General features: G+C 50.9%; 17 protein-coding genes and 1 pseudogene. 7 read left to right on the plus strand and 11 right to left on the minus strand.

Annotation, left to right across the window (positions count from 1 at the left end; genetic code table 11):
* Positions 1-17: 17 nt before the first annotated feature.
* The 7 genes from atpG to C8R21_RS01195 are packed head-to-tail and all read right to left on the minus strand — an operon-like array spanning position 18 to position 5,053.
* Complete coding sequence (atpG, locus tag C8R21_RS01165; RefSeq protein WP_074973956.1) at positions 18-899, minus strand: F0F1 ATP synthase subunit gamma; 882 nt, start codon at positions 897-899, stop codon at positions 18-20.
* A 3-nt stretch (positions 900-902) separates the two neighbouring features.
* Positions 903-2,444, minus strand: a complete 1,542-nt coding sequence (gene atpA, locus C8R21_RS01170) for a F0F1 ATP synthase subunit alpha (protein WP_107761049.1) — start codon at positions 2,442-2,444, stop codon at positions 903-905.
* A 14-nt stretch (positions 2,445-2,458) separates the two neighbouring features.
* A complete protein-coding gene (locus C8R21_RS01175) occupies positions 2,459-2,995 on the minus strand; it encodes a F0F1 ATP synthase subunit delta (RefSeq protein ID WP_107761050.1) in 537 nt (178 codons plus the stop codon).
* Between the two features lie 3 nt (positions 2,996-2,998).
* Positions 2,999-3,469: a F0F1 ATP synthase subunit B gene (locus C8R21_RS01180; protein WP_107761051.1), complete on the minus strand. Its 471-nt coding sequence runs from the start codon at positions 3,467-3,469 to the stop codon at positions 2,999-3,001.
* Between the two features lie 37 nt (positions 3,470-3,506).
* Positions 3,507-3,779, minus strand: coding sequence for a F0F1 ATP synthase subunit C (atpE, locus tag C8R21_RS01185; protein ID WP_011379667.1), 273 nt, complete (start codon positions 3,777-3,779; stop codon positions 3,507-3,509).
* A gap of 53 nt (positions 3,780-3,832) precedes the next feature.
* A complete protein-coding gene (gene atpB, locus C8R21_RS01190) occupies positions 3,833-4,639 on the minus strand; it encodes a F0F1 ATP synthase subunit A (RefSeq protein WP_107761052.1) in 807 nt (268 codons plus the stop codon).
* 21 nt (positions 4,640-4,660) lie between these two features.
* On the minus strand, positions 4,661-5,053 hold the full coding sequence (locus C8R21_RS01195; protein ID WP_107761053.1) for an ATP synthase subunit I: 393 nt from the start codon (positions 5,051-5,053) through the stop codon (positions 4,661-4,663).
* A 462-nt stretch (positions 5,054-5,515) separates the two neighbouring features.
* Here C8R21_RS01195 and C8R21_RS15590 point away from each other — a divergent pair, with 462 nt between their 5' ends.
* The gene (locus C8R21_RS15590) at positions 5,516-5,809 is read left to right on the plus strand and encodes a hypothetical protein (RefSeq protein ID WP_146162424.1); all 294 of its coding nucleotides are present in this window, start codon (positions 5,516-5,518) and stop codon (positions 5,807-5,809) included.
* Complete coding sequence (locus C8R21_RS01200) at positions 5,772-6,446, plus strand: hypothetical protein (protein ID WP_146162425.1); 675 nt, start codon at positions 5,772-5,774, stop codon at positions 6,444-6,446. Before C8R21_RS15590 ends, C8R21_RS01200 begins: the two co-directional genes overlap by 38 nt.
* On the opposite strand, the gene C8R21_RS01205 is transcribed toward C8R21_RS01200, so the two are convergent.
* The 4 genes from C8R21_RS01205 to C8R21_RS01220 form a co-directional block, all read right to left on the minus strand.
* A complete protein-coding gene (locus tag C8R21_RS01205) occupies positions 6,443-6,913 on the minus strand; it encodes a DUF3565 domain-containing protein (RefSeq protein ID WP_107761055.1) in 471 nt (156 codons plus the stop codon). The two genes, C8R21_RS01200 and C8R21_RS01205, sit on opposite strands and share 4 nt — an antisense overlap.
* Positions 6,914-7,060: 147 nt before the next feature.
* The gene (locus C8R21_RS01210; RefSeq protein WP_219906585.1) at positions 7,061-8,077 is read right to left on the minus strand and encodes a polysaccharide deacetylase family protein; all 1,017 of its coding nucleotides are present in this window, start codon (positions 8,075-8,077) and stop codon (positions 7,061-7,063) included.
* Positions 8,078-8,118: 41 nt separating this feature from the next.
* Positions 8,119-9,492: a putative O-glycosylation ligase, exosortase A system-associated gene (locus C8R21_RS01215; protein ID WP_107761056.1), complete on the minus strand. Its 1,374-nt coding sequence runs from the start codon at positions 9,490-9,492 to the stop codon at positions 8,119-8,121.
* Between the two features lie 143 nt (positions 9,493-9,635).
* Positions 9,636-11,057: an MBL fold metallo-hydrolase gene (locus C8R21_RS01220; protein ID WP_107761057.1), complete on the minus strand. Its 1,422-nt coding sequence runs from the start codon at positions 11,055-11,057 to the stop codon at positions 9,636-9,638.
* A 782-nt stretch (positions 11,058-11,839) separates the two neighbouring features.
* On the opposite strand from C8R21_RS01220, the gene C8R21_RS01225 reads away from it, so the two are divergent.
* The 5 genes and pseudogenes from C8R21_RS01225 to C8R21_RS01245 form a co-directional block, all read left to right on the plus strand.
* Complete coding sequence (locus C8R21_RS01225) at positions 11,840-13,582, plus strand: asparagine synthase-related protein (protein WP_107761058.1); 1,743 nt, start codon at positions 11,840-11,842, stop codon at positions 13,580-13,582.
* 86 nt (positions 13,583-13,668) lie between these two features.
* Entirely contained in the window at positions 13,669-14,718 is a 1,050-nt protein-coding gene (locus tag C8R21_RS01230; RefSeq protein ID WP_107761059.1) for a glycosyltransferase family 2 protein, read from the plus strand.
* A gap of 88 nt (positions 14,719-14,806) precedes the next feature.
* Positions 14,807-16,303 carry an oligosaccharide flippase family protein gene (locus tag C8R21_RS01235; RefSeq protein ID WP_107761060.1) on the plus strand — a complete coding sequence of 499 codons (1,497 nt, stop codon included), beginning with the start codon at positions 14,807-14,809 and terminating at the stop codon, positions 16,301-16,303.
* 205 nt (positions 16,304-16,508) lie between these two features.
* Positions 16,509-17,543, plus strand: coding sequence for a methyltransferase domain-containing protein (locus C8R21_RS01240; RefSeq protein ID WP_107761061.1), 1,035 nt, complete (start codon positions 16,509-16,511; stop codon positions 17,541-17,543).
* 19 nt (positions 17,544-17,562) lie between these two features.
* A pseudogene (locus tag C8R21_RS01245) lies at positions 17,563-17,855 on the plus strand (transposase); the annotation flags it as partial.

The raw sequence follows: 17,855 nt of genomic DNA on the forward strand, positions 1-17,855 counted from the left end.
AAATCAATTCAAATTATTTAAACGGCCGCCGCGCCACCGACAATCTCGGACAATTCCTTGGTAATAGCGGCCTGCCGCGATTTGTTGTAAATCAGCGTCAGTTCGTTGATGACGTTCCCGGCATTGTCCGAGGCAGCCTTCATCGCCACCATGCGCGCAGATTGCTCGGATGCAATATTTTCCGTCAATGCCTGATAAATCAGCGCCTCGACGTATCGCACCATGACGTCATCGATGACGGGCTTGGCTTCGGGTTCATAAATGTAATCCCATACGCCGCGCTGTCCGGTCGGTCCATCACTGGCTCTGAGACGTTCATCGGAAAGCGGGAGCAACTGCTCCATCACCGGTTCCTGTTTCATCGTGTTGATGAAGCGGGTATAAAAAAGATATACACGGTCGAAACGGTCCTGGTTATAGCCATCCAGCAATATTTTTATTGCACCGATCAGCCGCTCCAGATCGGGCGCATCGCCGAGGCTCACGACATGCGAGATGACATTGGCGCCCATACGGTTCATGAACCCCAACCCCTTGTTGCCGATGCAGCACACCTCGATCTGCTCGCCTTCGGCTTCCCAGGCTTTCATCTTGCTTACCGCCATGCGCAGCACGTTTGTGTTGAGTCCACCGCACAAACCCTTGTCGGAGGTAACCACAATGATACCGATGCGCTTTACCGTATCGCGTTCTATCAGGAACGGATGGCGGTATTCGGTGTAAGCACGGCTCATGTGGGCTGCGACGTTGCGAATCTTCTCGCCGTATGGCCGGGCTTTTTTCATGCGTTCCTGTGCCCGGCGCATCTTGGATGCAGCCACCATTTCCATCGCGCGCGTGATCTTCTGCGTGTTCTTCACGCTTTTGATCTTGTTGCGTATTTCCCTGCTGCCTGCCATCGGTCAGTATGTTCCGTTCTTCTTGAAATCCTGGATTGCCGCATCGAGTTCCTTCTCGGTTTCCGCATCCAGATCCTTGGTGGTCTCTATCTTGTCCAGAATCGCTCCATACTTGCTACGGACGAAACCCCTCACCGCAGACTCAAAGGCCAATGCGCGGCTCACTTCCACATCATCCAGGTACCCTTTGTTGACAGCAAACAGGGTAAGCGCCATTTCGGACACGCTCAAGGTTGAGTACTGAGGCTGCTTCATCAGTTCCGTCACCATCTTGCCGCGCTCCAGCTGCTTGCGTGTCGCTTCATCCAGATCGGAAGCGAACTGGGCAAACGCGGCGAGTTCCCGGTATTGCGCCAATGCGAGACGCACCCCGCCGCCCAGTTTCTTGATTACCTTGGTCTGCGCGGCGCCCCCTACGCGAGAGACAGAGATTCCGGCGTTGATAGCTGGCCGGATACCCGCATTGAACAGATCGGACTCCAGAAAAATCTGGCCGTCAGTAATGGAGATAACGTTGGTGGGAACGAATGCAGTCACGTCACCTGCCTGGGTTTCGATCACAGGCAAGGCTGTCAGCGAACCCGTCTTGCCTTTGACTGCGCCATTCGTCTCTTTTTCCACATAGGCCGCGCTGACGCGGGCAGCGCGTTCGAGCAGCCGCGAGTGCAAATAAAACACATCCCCCGGATAGGCTTCCCGACCAGGAGGGCGTCGCAATAACAGGGAAATCTGGCGATAAGCCCACGCCTGCTTGGTCAAATCGTCATAAACAATCAGCGCGTCCCTGCCGGTATCGCGGAAATACTCGCCCATCGTGCAACCGGAATAAGGGGCGATAAACTGCATCGCGGCAGACTCCGAAGCGGTGGCAGCCACGACGATGGTATATTCCATCGCCCCATGCTCTTCCAGCTTCCGCACCACGTTACTGATCGACGACGCTTTCTGACCAATCGCAACGTAGATGCAAATCATGTTCTCACCCTTCTGATTGATGATTGCATCCACGGCCACGGCCGTTTTTCCCGTTTGACGGTCTCCAATGATCAGTTCACGCTGTCCGCGCCCGATGGGAACCATCGCATCGATCGCTTTCAGTCCGGTTTGCACCGGCTGATTCACCGATTGACGCCACACGACACCCGGCGCAATCTTTTCTATCGGCTCTGAGCGCTTGGTGGTTATCGGCCCCTTGCCATCGATCGGCTGACCCAGCGCGTTGACTACACGGCCGATCAACTCCTCTCCTACCGGAACTTCAAGAATGCGGCCCGTGCACTTGACGGTGTCGCCCTCGGTAATGTGCTCATACTCGCCCAGAACAACCGCACCTACTGAGTCGCGCTCCAGATTAAGTGCAAGACCGAAGGTATTACCAGGGAACTCAAGCATTTCGCCCTGCATCACATCCGACAGCCCATGGATGCGCACGATGCCGTCGGTCACGGAAACTACCGTGCCCTGTGTCCGGACTTCGGCGGTTGCTTCAAGCCCTTCAATTCTGCTTTTGATCAGTTCACTGATCTCGGATGGATTTAAATGCATTTTTCAGTTAACTCCTAGCTTTTAAGTGCAACAGCCATGGCTTCCAGTTTTCCCCGCACGGAGGCGTCAAGCACCTCATCGCCTATTTCGACTATCACGCCGCCTATCAAATCCGCGTCGACACTCACTTTTGCATCTATCTTGCGCTTGAATTTGGCCTCGAGATCAGTCACCAGATCCCTCAATTGAGCATCACTCATGGCAAAAGCAGAAATAACCTTGGCATCCAGCACGCCTTCATGACGGGTCTTGAGTTGCTCATACAACTCATTCACCTCCGGCAAAATTTCAAGCCTGCCGTTTTCCGCCAGCAGCAAGATGAAATTGCGGCCTTCTTCATTGAGCCTGTCGCCGCAAATGCCCAAGAAAAGTTCGCCCAGTTTTCTGGAGGATACCTTGGGGTTGCCGATCAATGAACGGATATTTTCGTCGGCTGCGATAGTGGCCGCCAACTGTAGTGTGTCCGCCCAACGGGCGAGATCGTTCTGGTTCTTTGCAAGTTTGAAGACAGCCTCCGCATAAGGCCGGGCAATCGTGCGAGTTTCGGCCATTGGCTAGAGCTCCGCCTTGAGGGATGCAAGCAGTTCGGCGTGCGCTTTTTCATCCACCTCGCGCCGGAGAATCTTGGCGGCGCCCGCCAGCGCCAGGTCCGCCACCTGTTGGCGCAAAACTTCCTTTGCGCGAAACACTTCCTGCTCCACCTCTGCCTTGGCACCCACAAGAATGCGGCCGCCCTCTTCTCTTGCGGCTACCTTGGCTTCATCCAGGATCTCCGCGGCACGCTTTTCCGCCTGCGCGATGATATCGGACGCTCGCTGCTTGGCCTCCCGGACGACGTCGCCTGAGCGTTGACTTGCCAGTTCGAGTTCGCGCTTGCCACGTTCGCCCGCAGCCAGGCCGTCGGCGATCGTTTTCTGGCGATTCTCGATTGCGCGCATCAATGGAGGCCACACAAACCTGACTGTGAACCAGATGAAGATGGCAAACGCCATTGCCTGGGAAATAAGCGTGAAGTTTATGTTCATGGCTACCCTCTGGGAATGATACCGGGAGCAATCACTATTACTTGATCACGGCCAGCAACGGGTTGCCGAACGCGAAAAGCATCGCGAGACCTACGCCGATAATGAACGACGCGTCGATCAGACCGAGCAGCAGGAACACTTTTCCTTGCAACGTCGGGATCATTTCCGGCTGACGTGCGGCGCCTTCCAGGAAGCTGCTGCACATAATGCCGATACCGATACAGGCACCGGCTGCGCCGAGACCGATCATCAGGCCGATGCCAATGCCCGTGTATGCCTGAATCATAGCCAGGAATTGCAAATTCTCCATCTGGTTTTCCTCTCTAGTAGTAATTGAAATTGGTTAAGAACAGCAACGCAGAATCAGTGTGACTCGTGCGCCATGGAAAGATAAACGACCGTCAGCATCATGAAGATAAATGCCTGCAATGTGACGATCAGGATATGGAAGATGGCCCACCCTGCATTCAGCAGCGTGCCGAAAAATGTCCCGGCAAGGCCGGTTGCAGCCCACATGCCGAGCAGCAGAAAAATGATTTCTCCGGCATAAATATTCCCGTACAGCCGCAATGAATGCGAAAGCGGCTTGGAGATGTATTCAACCAGATTGAACAGGATATTGATCGGCCACAATAGAGGGTTCTTGCCGAAGGGGCTGCAGACCAATTCGTGTATCCAGCCGCCCACGCCCTTGACTTTCATGTTGAAGAAGATCATCAGGAACCATACGGAGAGCGCCAGCGCGAACGTCGTATTCACGTCGGCAGTCGGCACGCTGCGCCAGTTATGCAGCCCCACCAGTTCGTATCCCTTCGCCATGATATCGATCGGCAGGAAATCCATGGCGCTCATCATGAACACCCACACAAACACAGTGAGCGCAGCAGGCGCTACAAATGCATGTCGGTCTCCGTGAAAAGTGCTTTTGACCTGATTATCGATGAATTCGATGGCAAGCTCCACGAATGCCTGCCGTTTGCTGGGAACGCCCGAAGTCGCACCGCGCACCACCCACCAGAGAAAACCGAGGCTGATGATACCGGTCAGCGCCGCCATGACGAGCGTATCCACATGCAACGTCCAGAATTCACCCTCACCGATCGAACTCGTCAGATTGGTCAGGTGATGCGCCATATAGGAAGTTGGGGTAAGTTCTGTACCTGATGCCATTTATTTGCCTATCTCAACTGTTTATTGCTTTATTTGCACAACCTTTGCATCATCCGTTACGAACAATGCCAGCCCGAAGATCAGAACCGTAAGTATGAAGGTCCCGATAAAGCCGACCGCCACGACATCCTTGTAGAGCGTCATCACCAGCCAGAGCAATGCAACTGTGATGACTATTTTTACCGCTTCTGCTTTCAGGGCCGTGACCAGTATGCCGCCCGCAGTGGAGCCGCGATACCTGGAGACAATTGCAGAAAACGCCGCCGCAGAAACAATGCTGACCACACCACCCAGAAAAGCCGAGACTGCGCCGTGGAATCCCCATAACAACCCCAACGTTAGCACCATCGCCAGTGTGACAATCAGTTGCCAACGCATGACAACGCGTACCGGCTTGTTTCGTATCCAGGGCATTTGCTGAGCTTCGTCGGAAAGCGCCAGTCACAAAAACAGATATTGAGAGTGACTTTAGCTCGTTGAACGTGTGTTCGTGGAAGACCTGATTTTAATTCAATTCCTTGGCCAGCGCGGCTTGTTTCCTTCTTCCAGGCCTCCTGAATAATTAAATCCGGCTTGACCTATTTAAAACACGCGGATTCTAATCTGCTTGGGCACAACAGTCAATGGAAAGACCTCTTTTCATTCACGGAAACTCTGCAAAAAACTTAAGATGGTGAAGAATACGCCGACATCGGGGAGGTGGAATGCGGGTAAAGGCAGAAACATCGGCATGAACCATCGAACGGTATTTACACTTCCCCCGCACTCATTACCAGGCAAAATGCGTGAAACAAGAGTTTCCCGTGATGTGAAGTGAAGTGAAGGTAAAGGCGTTGTAGTGGTTTTACCTTTGGAATTATCAGACAAGGAGACGGGATGAGATGTATTTATTTCCGGATTCTCACGCTTGCGCTTGCTGCCGGATTTGCTTTCACTTCCCCCTCATATGCCCGGTCAATCAAAGTGCTGGGGTATACGTATGATCCACGCTCCAAATATCGACAGAAAATCTCGCAACTGGCGAAGATCGTTCACTCGCTTCCGCGGGCCAACGGTATCAAGTGGAACCTGCACTACTGGGAATCTTCTGGCCCGCCCCGATTAGCTAGCTTTGATGTCCTCGTGATTGAAAGTGGCGAGGCTTTTCTCACTGACCCTCCAGAGGGTTGAGCGGCGGTTCCCGATTGCAGGCATTCTGGATAATCGAGCTGCTATAGAAGCTGCGCGCGAAGATCGAACCTTTATTACCGCTTCGGATGCCGATTTTCATGCGATTCGCGGGGATACGGGAAACATTTCCAACGACGCTGCAGATTCGAATCGCGGTGGCAAATGCATTCCCGCGTTAACATCACCTGACTGCTGGGACGGAGCCTTGGGACACCTCGTGAACGCCGTCAATTGGGCAGGTAGCGGCAATGGACTCGGGATTGTCTCATTTCTGGATGGAGAGCATCCAGGATCGTTCTGGTGGACGCATGAAAATTCGTTCCTGCGGAACGAGCTTAGCGGAAGTGTTAATTATTCCGGTTCAGATCAAAATCCCATTATCAATTCCGTGCAGGCGGACTATCCCCTGAACTACGGACTCACCTCCAGAGGCCTTTCGAACTGGAAGAATTCGTTTCATGCAACCTTTCTTCCCATCGGGAGCTACACGCCGGTTATCGACTCGAGCTTGAGACCAGGCTCGGCGGTCGCGATTGCCACCACTTTACCGGCTATGCCTGAGGTCGAGTCCTATCTGATGCTCTACCCCGAACATATGGAAGAAACATGCAGTGAAAGTACCGGAAGCGCTCCTTAGGTTTCTTTATCGGGAGCCCTGTAGAATTCCACGAAAAAACGGACTGTGTCCAGAGGCTCTACATTATGCAGAACTTCAGGTACCACGATTCCTGTTATGTCCGGAGATAATTCCGTATCCACATTCAACATATCGACCCGGTAGCGAAGCTTCCCCGCTTCTACGATGATCTTCCCCCATACCCCGGTTTTGGTCGAGTGGTCTTTTCTCAACGCGGCCGGCACCGTTTCCTCGGTGAAGACAGACGTGCGCTTGTACGGAACAAAGTAATCAGGCAACTCGAACTGATCGCAACGAACGCAGTTAAGCGTCTTTCCTACCATGCCACCGCGCCCCTGCGCGGATGTAACCCAGGGGCGATTGATAAACGGGGGATTATGCCGCACATGCTGAGCATGCCCACAGCTGAGAATTGCGATCGGATCCCCGTCACTATCGTTGTCAAATCCTGTAATAGGTCTTTCCATAGGTTGAGCAAATAGCCGTGGGGAACTTGATTTTGATTTATATGAATTTCACAAAGAAGAACAAATTTCCAGGCGTTCCCTCTTTTGTGGAGAAGCCAGGGTTAACTTCGAAAGTAAAAAAACCAGGAGCCTTTATATAATCAGACATTAAACCGTTTCCACAGTTTTCAGCATATTTCGCGCCATCCGAAGGGCAAATCGCACCGGTCCCTTATCCCAGGGAGTAAAACGCGGGAGCTGGTACAGGTCACTGTCTTTCCTTGCTGCCCCATGCGCAGTTGAGACCGCCGCCTCAAAGCCCAGCTTCTCTACCATTCGGACGTGATCGGGCAAATAGTCTCTTCCCGGCTTCCCGTTCGGGTAGGCAAAAAATCGCACCGGAGCGCGAATAATGCTCTCAAGCACCTCTTTGCCATTGGCAATGTCAGCACAAGCTGCGCTGTTTTCCATTTTTGCCAGAATGGGATGGCTAACCGTATGTCCGCCAATTTCCATTCCTGCGTTGTGCAACTCTCTGACCTGGCTCGAAGTCATCATCAGGTTACGAGGCAGATCGACCGGAATGAGCGTCGACATCGCCTCCACAGCCGATTGCCGCGATTCGGAGGGCAAATACTTGAGCTTATCCAGCAGTTGGGAAATAGCTTGACGACGCTCCGGAACAGTTCCAATTGAAAACTTTCCCAGACCCAGGCTCTCAAGATCAACGGTGCTTCCCGGCGCGCGACGGATCAATTCTATCACCGTGTCGTTAAACATCCGTCCGCCATCGAGAAAACCGGTTGCCACAAAAAAGGTTGCGGGAACTCGGTGTTTCTGCAGAATCGGCAGAGCGATTTCCGCGTTGTCGGCGTACCCGTCATCGAATGTGATGCAGGCTGGGCGAGCAGGCAATTTTCCATTACGAAGCCCCTGGATTGCATCATCGAGCGGCAATATATTGAAGCACGCTGCAAGCTGCCCTATTTGCCGATCAAAGGTTTCCGCATCGCTCTCATCCAGAAATACCGGGTCCTGCTGAGCCAGCACGCGATGATAGATGAGTATGGACAGACGTCCGCCTAGCACGCCGGGAGAAAACAGTCGCAGGAGGGCGCGGCTCGCCAGCAGCAAATTCGCTTTGGAGTTGATGGTGGCAGAATGGTCCGATTCAGATAATTGCATACGAGGCTCAATTACACTTACATGACTCTTATAAAATAAAATCAGCTCTTTCCGACACTCATGCTGTTGGAGCCCGGGTTTTGAACAAAAAATTGTTGATTCGATGACGCCACCTGCCCAAACTGGGGTGTTCTAACTGATTGATCAGTCGCTTTTTCAACAACTTTCCCGCCTTCTTCTCTCAGTCCTTTTTCCACCAACACGCGTATAGCGACCATCGCAGCCATCAAGTAATAAGGCACGTCAAAATAGAGAAGACTGAGGAATGCGCCCCCTACATAAAAACCTATCAGGCTCACCTGGATCATTGTTGCGAGACTGTGGGCCCACTTATAGCCATCCCGTTTTGCGGTATTGCGTACGATCCACGAACCCGCCCTCCATGTCAGCAATCCGAGTAATAGATATAAGCCTAGGCCAACGAACCCATGTTCGCCCAAAACCTGAAAATAAATGCTGTGTGCTGCATGTATATCAAGGGGATCAGGGGCATAGCGGTAAAAAAGCTCGGGCATTGTCACCTCGAAGCCACCGCCCGTCAGCGGCCTGTCCTTGGCCAGATTAAAGGCCATCCACCAGGCATTGAAGCGCCCCTGCACCGATTCATCCTCCTCGTACGTGTTGATAGTATCCATCCTCTGGGTCCACTCTTCCGGCATGAACGCAAGCAGCGGGGGAATAGCCATGATGCCCAGCAATGCGAGGCCGAGTTTGTGCTGGCTTTTGAGCCAGAGAAACATGCCCATGGCTGCAATCGCAAGCAAGGCGCCGCGTGAATAAGAGCCAAGCGCTGCAACCGCACACAGAAGCATGGCAACTGTAAACGCGTGCCGAGCCCAGGATTTCTGCACGATGGATTGCAGATAATGCATCAGGGGAATAGTCATGATCAGCGCGAGAGCGATCTCGTTGTTTCCCCCGATAAAAGTATTTTCGGGGCCCCACACTCTATCGGTTCCTCCACCCTTTATCGTAAAGATTCCTCCTTTCACGCCATAATAACCCAGCGATATGACTATTACCCAAATGAGGAGTTGAACTTGCTGTTTCGTCTTTATAAGCATAAAGGTAACAAAAGTCATCAACATGATCTTCATCACCTTGTTCCACTGGAGATAAGCCTCAGTCGGATACAGTGCGAAAACCGTCGTCACGTTCATCCACAACACAAAAAATATCAGAACCCAGGTAATCGGGGTGAGAGGCAGATTTTTGAATTCTTTCGTGAAAAGCAGGCTTGCTATCGTTACCGCTCCGATAAGTGCGGCAAATGGAAAAGTGGTAGCGAATCCCCAGCCTTGGGTGTGAGGATTCATGACACTGATCCATACCCACATCAGTACGCCGATATAGGGTCGCTTGAAGATAAAGGGCAAGCCGCCAAAGACTAAAAGGGTAACGAGTATGTCTCTCATGGGCAGGTTTGCCGGTGGTTACAGCTTCTTACAAGAAAGGTGGATATGAAAAGGACCCCTATCCTGACATGCCCTTTCAGTGCGAGTAATGGCATTGATGAATCGAATGGATGTGAGAGCGTTGGAAATAGCTTATGGTTGCGTCATCTGACCTGATCATCTTTGAATACGGTCCAGGTTGCCAAACTGTATAAATCCTGGTCACGCCGCCCAATTAATTGCTTTATTGCTTGTTTCGCGTTATGAACCACTTTTGAAGATTTGCCATACCGCGGACGAGGCGGTCCATCTCTTCTTCGTAAAAGCTCGGCAAGTTCCCGGTGCAAGTTCTCGCCCGCCTTCAATTGATCTTTGTACTCAAAAATACCGCCCGATCCCACGAACAATATTTCGTCACCGAAAGGCTCGGTGAGGCTCCATTTGAGGTACGGAAGGCGAGTAGTATAACTTACGTCATATTCAGGCATACGAGCGGCGTCCAGAGCAATAACAACAGATATCACATTTCTTCCCTGCTTTTCAATCCAGATGCCATACTGACTGTTCCGGAACCGGATCAAGAATCGATAGTTCCCTTCGTAGCTATGGAGGTACGACGCGCACATCTCAAGATTTTTTTGTATCAAGTCCGCCACCTCCTTCACTGCCATCTCGCTTACGCGTCCATAACGATTGGCTCGCGCTATTTTATCTTGCAAGGTTGTCCGAAGACTCGCCTCGTTGACCGGTTTCCTGAAACTCTCCCTCAACACGTTACCATTCTGGATCGCAAAGCCAGGGGCAATATCGATTGTCGTTACCGGAGATTCCGGATTGAGGCTCTTGAAGGCGTCGGTAGGCCGTTCAGTGTTATGAGTAGGCTCATTGGCCCAGAATAATTCCTCTTCCAGAAACACCACGTCGGCTGCGAAAGGAAACCCGAATGCCGGCTCGAGCTCCACAATGAGTTTGGCCCACTGCCGATTGAAATATCGCTGCCGGTTGGCAGCCGTAGCTTCACGATCCTTGCCGGGAATAACATAGCAGTTAGGGAAATGTGACGCGACTCCATAACCGCAGAAAACGTATTCGATTCGAGGAAAAAGTTTCTTCAATCGGGCGACAAACTCCGCCTGCACGGCTTCAGGCGCCGCGTGCAGCGCGTCATTCAGATTCAGGCACACCTCCCGTCCGTCTGTAATGGTCATTAGCGTATCATCAGAATACGTTCCCATCACACGAATGCTCACTCCTTCAGGACCCGGCTCAAATACATCCTCGTCCCCTAGCTCTACCACCTCGAAACCCAACTCCCTGACCGGAGAAGCAAGACTCGTCCCACGGGCGACTATAACTTTCGAATCACGGCTGAGAGTGCGAAGGGTTCCAGGATGAAAATGGTCGTGGTGACCATGGGAGATGTAAATATAGTCAATTCGACAGTCCTTAAGCGCCTCAAGATGAGGCTCCGGGTAGTTCCACCACTGAGCACCAAAACACGGGCCGCGCCACCAGGGATCAGAAAGAACTGTTACGCTCCCCATCTCGACTAAGATGGACGCATGACCGATAAACGTGATTTTCATGAATTAGGGCCTGTTAACACTTCAAAGTAACTCATTGAACTCAAAGCATTACCCAGAATCCTTTCATCTAAAGAAAACTTTTATAAACAATGACATGTGTAATATGTGTTAACAGACCTTAGTATTTATGGCTTATTTATGGCTAAGGCATTTATCCGGCGAGAAGAAAAAATGGTTCCGGACCGCCCAAGCATGCGCGATCGCGGGACTGGAGAACGATAACACATTAATGGGTGATTCATTCTCATCTCCTCCAGCCAGTTTCAAGGAGCCTGGGCTTTTGCATACGTTCGTGAAGTGTGCTTTAGAATGTTTACAATGAGATCTTTTGTGCCTTGCTGAACTCTCTGTTACCCACGATAAATACAGTATGTCCGAGCCTTCGTCGGTGCATGGATGTGAGTCGATACCGACCCTCATCGCGTAGTTGTTCAAAACGCCGCCTGATACCGCCCTTAAGCGTTCCATAAGCGAATAACCCGGTAGGCCCGACCTTTCTGTAAAAGAATAGCACTTGTTAAGTAGCTGGTACGACCTCGCTTGATCGCCCGTGCGTTTTGTGCTTCACGAAGGAAAAGACACTACTATAATATGGTCGCACAAGCCATGCGAAAACTGTTCTTTGGTACAGTATTTTTTCCCATAACACGCCTCTATAATTTTTCCAGAACGTATCATTGCAAGTCACATGCCATTCTGCACGGACCTAACAGGACCGAAAGCATCATCCAGAGTAGCAAAATCTGCGGGTTAAAAAATAAAGAGGAAAGGAGAGGCCGTCGATGACCATTCTTGCAGGGATCATAAGTCTTAATCTACAGGCACCGATCTCTGACTCGGCTTGCGAAGCTATTAGACAAGCTATTTCCCGTGATCCGTCGGACCAGCCGATCGTATTTAATAATGCCCAAGCTTTTCTGGCCAAGGTTGATATCGGTGCGTTTCGCCAGCCCGCTCGTCGGGTTTCGTCTGCTGGCACTTTCTCCATGCTCGTTGGTGAGCCCCTGCTAACATGCAAAGAGGCCGCTTGCCTGGAAAGAGACGGCCAACTGGAGTTTTTGCATAACCAGTGGGACAGGGGCAATTTTGACGGGTTGAGGACCGCAAGCGGTACATTCTGCGCGATTCACCATGACCCCGGTAGCGGAACGGCGCAACTCATCACTGATCGCCTGGGACTTCGCCCACTCTACTACGTGATTCATAAAGACTTCCTCTACTTTTCCAGCGCGCTCAGGGTCCTCGAGGCTATCCAGGATGTTCCCAAAAAGATGGATGTCACTGCAGCCATGGAAACGGTAGGTTTCGGATATCCCTTTAGCGGAAGAACCCCTTATGCGGATATAAAAGTCTTGCAAGCGTGTGAAGTCGTAACGGTTCAAAGAGGTCGTGCTTCCTCCTCCCGTTATTTTCGCTGGGACTTGATCCCCCCGTCGCGGGCCTCCGAGGAAGCGGAACTGAAAGAAACGCATTACCGATTCCAGGCTGCAGTACGCCGCCGTCTCAAAGGGGACAAGACTACGTTCGCGTACCTCAGCGGAGGGCTTGATTCCCGTTGTACGGTGGCCGCCCTTCGCGCGGAAGGGGCTCAGGTTGCGACCTATAATTTTTCACTGCCTGACACTCAAGACCAGTTGTTTGGACTGGAGTTTGCGAGAAAGATTGGAGCGGTCCACCATGAGGTACCCACCGAGCCCGGGCCGAACTGGTCAGTTGTGATGGCCGATGCCTGGCGTACGTCAGTGGAGTGGATTAAAAAGACCGAGCGTCCTCACCTCGCTTGGACGGGCGAGGGTGGAAGTGTCGGGCTTGGGCACGTATATTTGAGTCCGGAAATTGTAGAGTCCTTGTATCGTGGCGACCGGGATGGCGCAATCGAGATTTTCCTGCGGCAGCAAAAGAAAGGCATCCTTACAAGAATACTGAATCCAAAAATTGCCGCCCAATTTGGGGGACACCTCCAATCCAGACTACGAAAAGAACTGGATGACATTCGGTACCCCGACCCGGTAAGGGCATTCCACATTTTTCTGAATCTTAATGGCCCCCATCATCACCTGAAACAGCATTTCGAAACCATCGACCAGCATAGGCTTGAGTTCCAGCTTCCATTCTACGACAGCGAGTTTCTCGAACATATTACCGGGATCGAGGCCAGGCCCTGTCTTTATCACGAGTTTTACGTGAAATGGCTTTCCTTTTTTAACCCCGCGGTTCTTGCAGTGCCCTGGCAGGCGTACGCAGGCCACGTTCCTAGTCCCGTTTCGGTGCCGGAGGATCTGCCGGACCAGTGGACTGCACCTGCTTCCCGATCGCACGAGCAGGCCGCGCGCAATAACCTCCTCAAAGTGAGTGCTGCCATGTTATCAGCCAGCGATTTTCCTGATCCGCTGCTGGATAAGAAACAACTTAAATTGATGTGGTGGGCGACTAAGCTCAGGCTCGGCGACTATGGCTATGCGCTGCGGGCTGCACTTACTTACTACCAATACTGGCAGACCACAAACGGTAACTACGAATTATAGAACCTGGGTCGTTTTGACTCACTGCGAGCGTTCCAGCATTTTCAATCTTGCCCCGTATGGGTTAAAGCACCGGACATGAGCTTCAAATGAAAAATCTGTTATTGCAAGAAAGCACCGTTACATGCGATTCCGGCGAGAAAAATCCGTCCGCTCTGCCGCTCGATGTTACTGTTGTCATCGCTGCTTATAACCGGTCCAAACTCATAACGCGTGCGCTTGACAGCGTACGCAATCAGATAAGATGGCCAAAAGAGATAATTGTCGTAGACGACGCTTCAACCGATAATACCGCCGAGGTTGTCAGTGAATGGAGTGATCGTCACGTATTCCCTGTTCGAGTGGTCAAGCTCACAAGGAACGCTGGCCCCGCTGCCGCTCGCAACAGGGGAATAGAGCTCGCGCGCACTGCTTACGTAGCGTTTCTCGATTCCGATGACGAGCACGTGCCAACCACGCTGACCAGGCTTGTTCCACTACTCGATACATATCCCGATGCAGTGCTGAGCTTCGCCGATGCAACGGTGGTGACACCCAGTGAAGTAGAACAGCACGCCCTGGTTGCGCGCTACATCGACCTCAAGCGTGATGCAATTCCCGTGCAGGATGGCTCGGTCTATCAATTATCAGATGCAAAGTCGAAGCTGTTGAATGGAAGCATCATTCCCACTTGCACTTCCTGCTTTAGACGCGTCGCGGCACTTCGGGCAGGGGGAATGCCGGCGGCCTTCCGTTCTGGAGAGGATTGGCTTTTCTGGCTACGCCTCAGCCAGGAAGGCTTGTTCATGTTCCAACTCGACGATCTTGCATACATTCACAGGCATGAAAATAACCTTACTCATCCCAAGTATAGCGAGTTCATTGCGTGCCAAAGCGTCAAGGCATGTCTTCAGTTATTAATCGGGGAGAATGACATTGTCCTCACAGATAGGCAGCGCGAGAAGACAGATCAGCATTTGATGAAAAATATCCGTTCGTGGCGCTATCATTTGTCCAGGCTCGGCATAAAAGCTTATATTGACGGCCTGGAGAACCTTGCGGCGGACTGCCCCGCACTAATTACAAAACTGCGTCTCTCATCCGATCCGAGGAGTCTGCTTCGTGCCATCTATTATTCGTTTCGTGGCACTCCAAAATGAATTGAAGTATTCAAAATACCCTCCCGCGGTGAGGAATCGTTGATTCCAACCCGATACTTCACGTTATCCTACCAAAAAAACTATCCATATGAATGTTCGCCGATCACTGGGAATCAGTGGACTGGCTGAGATAGCCACCTTCTTATTTTCGCTGCTAAGTGCAATTGTTGTTTCACGGCTTCTAAGACCGGATGAGATAGGAGTTTTTTCGGTTGCTGTCTCAGTCATAGCGTTTGCGCACATACTGCGCGAATTCGGTGTAGGCCAATATCTCGTCCAGCTACATGAGGTTACACGGCGGCACTTGCGCGCAATATTCACCGTTATGCTGCTAATTTCCTGGAGCATGGCGGCATTGCTCTTCATCCTTAAAGATCCCCTGGCCGCGTTCTATGCGCATGCGGGAATTGCCCAGGTATTGGCCTTGCTTGCAATTAATTTCGTGGTGCTTCCATTCGGTTCGCCTATTCTCGCGTTACTGAAGCGTCAAATGGAGTTTGGAAAAGTGGCGGCGGTAAGTCTCACCAGTACTTGCGTACAAGTCACCGTTACCATCACTACAGCATGGGCCGGAGAGAGCTATCTGAGCATGGCTTGGGGATCGATCGCTGGCAATCTCACAACAGTAACGCTCTTATCCCTTCTTCGTCCTGAGTACGCTTTACTGCTTCCGACGAGAAAGGGTCTCTGTGAAGTACTGGGTTTTGGTTCAAAATCAAGTATTACTTATATTGTGGCAGAACTGGGGGCAGGCGGCCCGGATCTTATACTTGGTCGAACACTCGGGTTCGACGCAGTTGCATTCTTTAGTCGTGCAGCAAGTCTTACCAATATGGTGATAGCAAAATTTGTCGGAGTGTTTCGCCAAGTTTATTTTCCTGCTCTTGCTCAGGGTGTTAGAGAGGGAGGTAACGCAGCAGAACTTTATTATCGATCGACTTCTCTCTTGGTAGGCATCATTGCACCCCTCATAGCCGTCTTGACCCTCCTTGCTGACTTTTTGATCCTGTTTCTGTTTGGCGAACAATGGCAAAAATCTGCGAGCCTTGCAATTGTTCTATGTGCAGCAGAAATCTTTCGAACGCCGACTCTTCTTGCTGCCCCCACGTTAATAGCGTGTGGCCATATTAGCGCCGTAATGCGTTGCCAAATCTTCATACAAGCTTTCTTTTTATTTCTCCTTTGCCTTTCGATCTGGTTGCCCTTGGAGTATCTTGTTTATTGTTTGATTTTGGCTCGTATATATGAAATGCTGGTTTACTTACAAGCGCTTAATAGAAACTTTGGCGTCACTCTGTCCCGCTTCTGGCTGAGTTCGTGGAAAAGTTATTTCTTGGTACCCTTCGCGGCTGCAGGTCCAGTATTGCTGCGCAATTTTACTCAACCTGATCAGTTCGGCATTCCGATCGCGCTTTTCCTGTTGCTCTCCGGACTACTTGGAACCATAGGCCTCTTGCTAGGTATTTTCATAACCCAACATTCTCTCCAAGAGGAAATTTACCGTTTACTCCCTTCGTCCGTAAGGAGAAAAGCAGGAAAACTCTTCAAAACTACCCAGAAAGACACCAAACTCCCAATATTGTAATGGTCAAATAAATTTTAGACATTACGATAGGTAGATATTGCCGTAACTGCGCCACTGGCACCTATAATAATACCCCTTGAGATGAACGGGGCAGCGATAACCGCAGTACGGACAGTGCTCTGCCTGTGCTGATAATAGCAGGCATAGTTGATCTGTTCAGAACCGACCAATTAGCATTTCTTATAGCTCATAGGTAGGATGTCGAATGAAAAGAGCAATTAGGTTGATGCTAGAAAAAATTTTAAGAACATTTGGAGGTAACGTGGGTTATCGTCTGGTCCGCGAGATCTCCTACAGTCGGGATGGCCGCTGTCTGGCAATACCATGGATGGATGCAGACTCCCAACTAAAAGAAAAGACGATCGACCTAAATTATCAAATAGAGAACCAAAGCTGTCCCTTTTGTAATGATAATAGGGAGAAGAATGTACTAGTTGATCAAGTTCGTGAGGTCGGCGGTGTAAACACGAGAAAGGTGGTCTATCAATGTCCGGGCTGTGACTTTATTTTCACCAATGAAAAAAGGGGAACCCGTGGTGATTATTTCCGGACAACACCATATCAAGACGACGTTACTGGTATAAGGCGAGATAGAGAACTCGATCTCATAAGTATTGGAATGAAGATCGCCTCCCTATCTGAGAATTGCAACATTCTTATTTACGGTTCAGGGAATACAAACACGCGCCAATTTCTTGTGAATAAGGGACTTAGCAACGTTTGGGCTTCAGATGTAGCAGAAAATGCCATTTATGACGAATATACGATCAACACGGGAAAGCAACCGGATTATTTTAAAAAGGCTGGATTAAGGTTCGATCTGATAATTGCTGTTGAGGTATGGGAGCACTACGCTCGGGAAGATATAAAGGAAGCATTTAGATGGCTTTTTGAGCATATATCCGATCGGGGCTTGTTACTTGCTACTACCAGTCTCTGGTACCCGCAAAATTCCGACCCTATTTTTAACGCATCCAAGGAATCGGGAATTGAACAACTAAAGTGGTGGCATTATCTGCATTTTCTTGACCACACGTCCTTTTACACTGAAAAGAACATAAAGCTTATAGCCGGCGCACATGGATTTTCAGCAGAATTTGCTTACTTTTCTGATGAACGCGTCCACCGGGAAGATCCTTTCAAGCGAGCAATTTGCATTGCTCACGATTCAAATCTCTTATTAGGGAAGAAAATCCGGAAGGAATTTAGCGGGCGCTTCCTGGATTTGTTCTACTACTGATGAGCGAGCTCTTTTTTCGATGCCCCGATTGCTGCTCAGTGACGAGCATTGGTCGAAGCTGCACAAGATTCTGCTGCAGAAGACCATATACGACAAGCCTGATCTGCGCATGACCGTCGAGGCCATGCTCTACCGGATACGTACAGGCTGCCCCTGGCGGGATCTGCCCCAGGCGTGTGGCTGCTGGAACAGAATTTACAAGCGCTTCAATGCCTGGTCTGCCGCAGGCAAGTGGATCGAGATTTTCAAGGCGCTCGTGGTTGAACCTGACCTGGGCTTTTACCGATGGCAGTCATGCCAGCGCACATCAGC

This window comes from Nitrosospira multiformis (genome assembly GCF_003050865.1).
Classification (GTDB): domain Bacteria; phylum Pseudomonadota; class Gammaproteobacteria; order Burkholderiales; family Nitrosomonadaceae; genus Nitrosospira; species Nitrosospira multiformis_E.

What these genes read in the sequence shown, in the direction of transcription:
- atpG (WP_074973956.1), bottom strand. Translation starts at nt 899, where the DNA reads ATGGCAGGCAGCAGGGAAATACGCAACAAGATCAAAAGCGTGAAGAAC.
- atpA (WP_107761049.1), bottom strand. Translation starts at nt 2,444, where the DNA reads ATGCATTTAAATCCATCCGAGATCAGTGAACTGATCAAAAGCAGAATT.
- C8R21_RS01175 (WP_107761050.1), bottom strand. Translation starts at nt 2,995, where the DNA reads ATGGCCGAAACTCGCACGATTGCCCGGCCTTATGCGGAGGCTGTCTTC.
- C8R21_RS01180 (WP_107761051.1), bottom strand. Translation starts at nt 3,469, where the DNA reads ATGAACATAAACTTCACGCTTATTTCCCAGGCAATGGCGTTTGCCATC.
- atpE (WP_011379667.1), bottom strand. Translation starts at nt 3,779, where the DNA reads ATGGAGAATTTGCAATTCCTGGCTATGATTCAGGCATACACGGGCATT.
- atpB (WP_107761052.1), bottom strand. Translation starts at nt 4,639, where the DNA reads ATGGCATCAGGTACAGAACTTACCCCAACTTCCTATATGGCGCATCAC.
- C8R21_RS01195 (WP_107761053.1), bottom strand. Translation starts at nt 5,053, where the DNA reads ATGCCCTGGATACGAAACAAGCCGGTACGCGTTGTCATGCGTTGGCAA.
- C8R21_RS15590 (WP_146162424.1), top strand. Translation starts at nt 5,516, where the DNA reads ATGAGATGTATTTATTTCCGGATTCTCACGCTTGCGCTTGCTGCCGGA.
- C8R21_RS01205 (WP_107761055.1), bottom strand. Translation starts at nt 6,913, where the DNA reads ATGGAAAGACCTATTACAGGATTTGACAACGATAGTGACGGGGATCCG.
- C8R21_RS01210 (WP_219906585.1), bottom strand. Translation starts at nt 8,077, where the DNA reads ATGCAATTATCTGAATCGGACCATTCTGCCACCATCAACTCCAAAGCG.
- C8R21_RS01215 (WP_107761056.1), bottom strand. Translation starts at nt 9,492, where the DNA reads ATGAGAGACATACTCGTTACCCTTTTAGTCTTTGGCGGCTTGCCCTTT.
- C8R21_RS01220 (WP_107761057.1), bottom strand. Translation starts at nt 11,057, where the DNA reads ATGAAAATCACGTTTATCGGTCATGCGTCCATCTTAGTCGAGATGGGG.
- C8R21_RS01225 (WP_107761058.1), top strand. Translation starts at nt 11,840, where the DNA reads ATGACCATTCTTGCAGGGATCATAAGTCTTAATCTACAGGCACCGATC.
- C8R21_RS01230 (WP_107761059.1), top strand. Translation starts at nt 13,669, where the DNA reads ATGAAAAATCTGTTATTGCAAGAAAGCACCGTTACATGCGATTCCGGC.
- C8R21_RS01235 (WP_107761060.1), top strand. Translation starts at nt 14,807, where the DNA reads ATGAATGTTCGCCGATCACTGGGAATCAGTGGACTGGCTGAGATAGCC.
- C8R21_RS01240 (WP_107761061.1), top strand. Translation starts at nt 16,509, where the DNA reads ATGAAAAGAGCAATTAGGTTGATGCTAGAAAAAATTTTAAGAACATTT.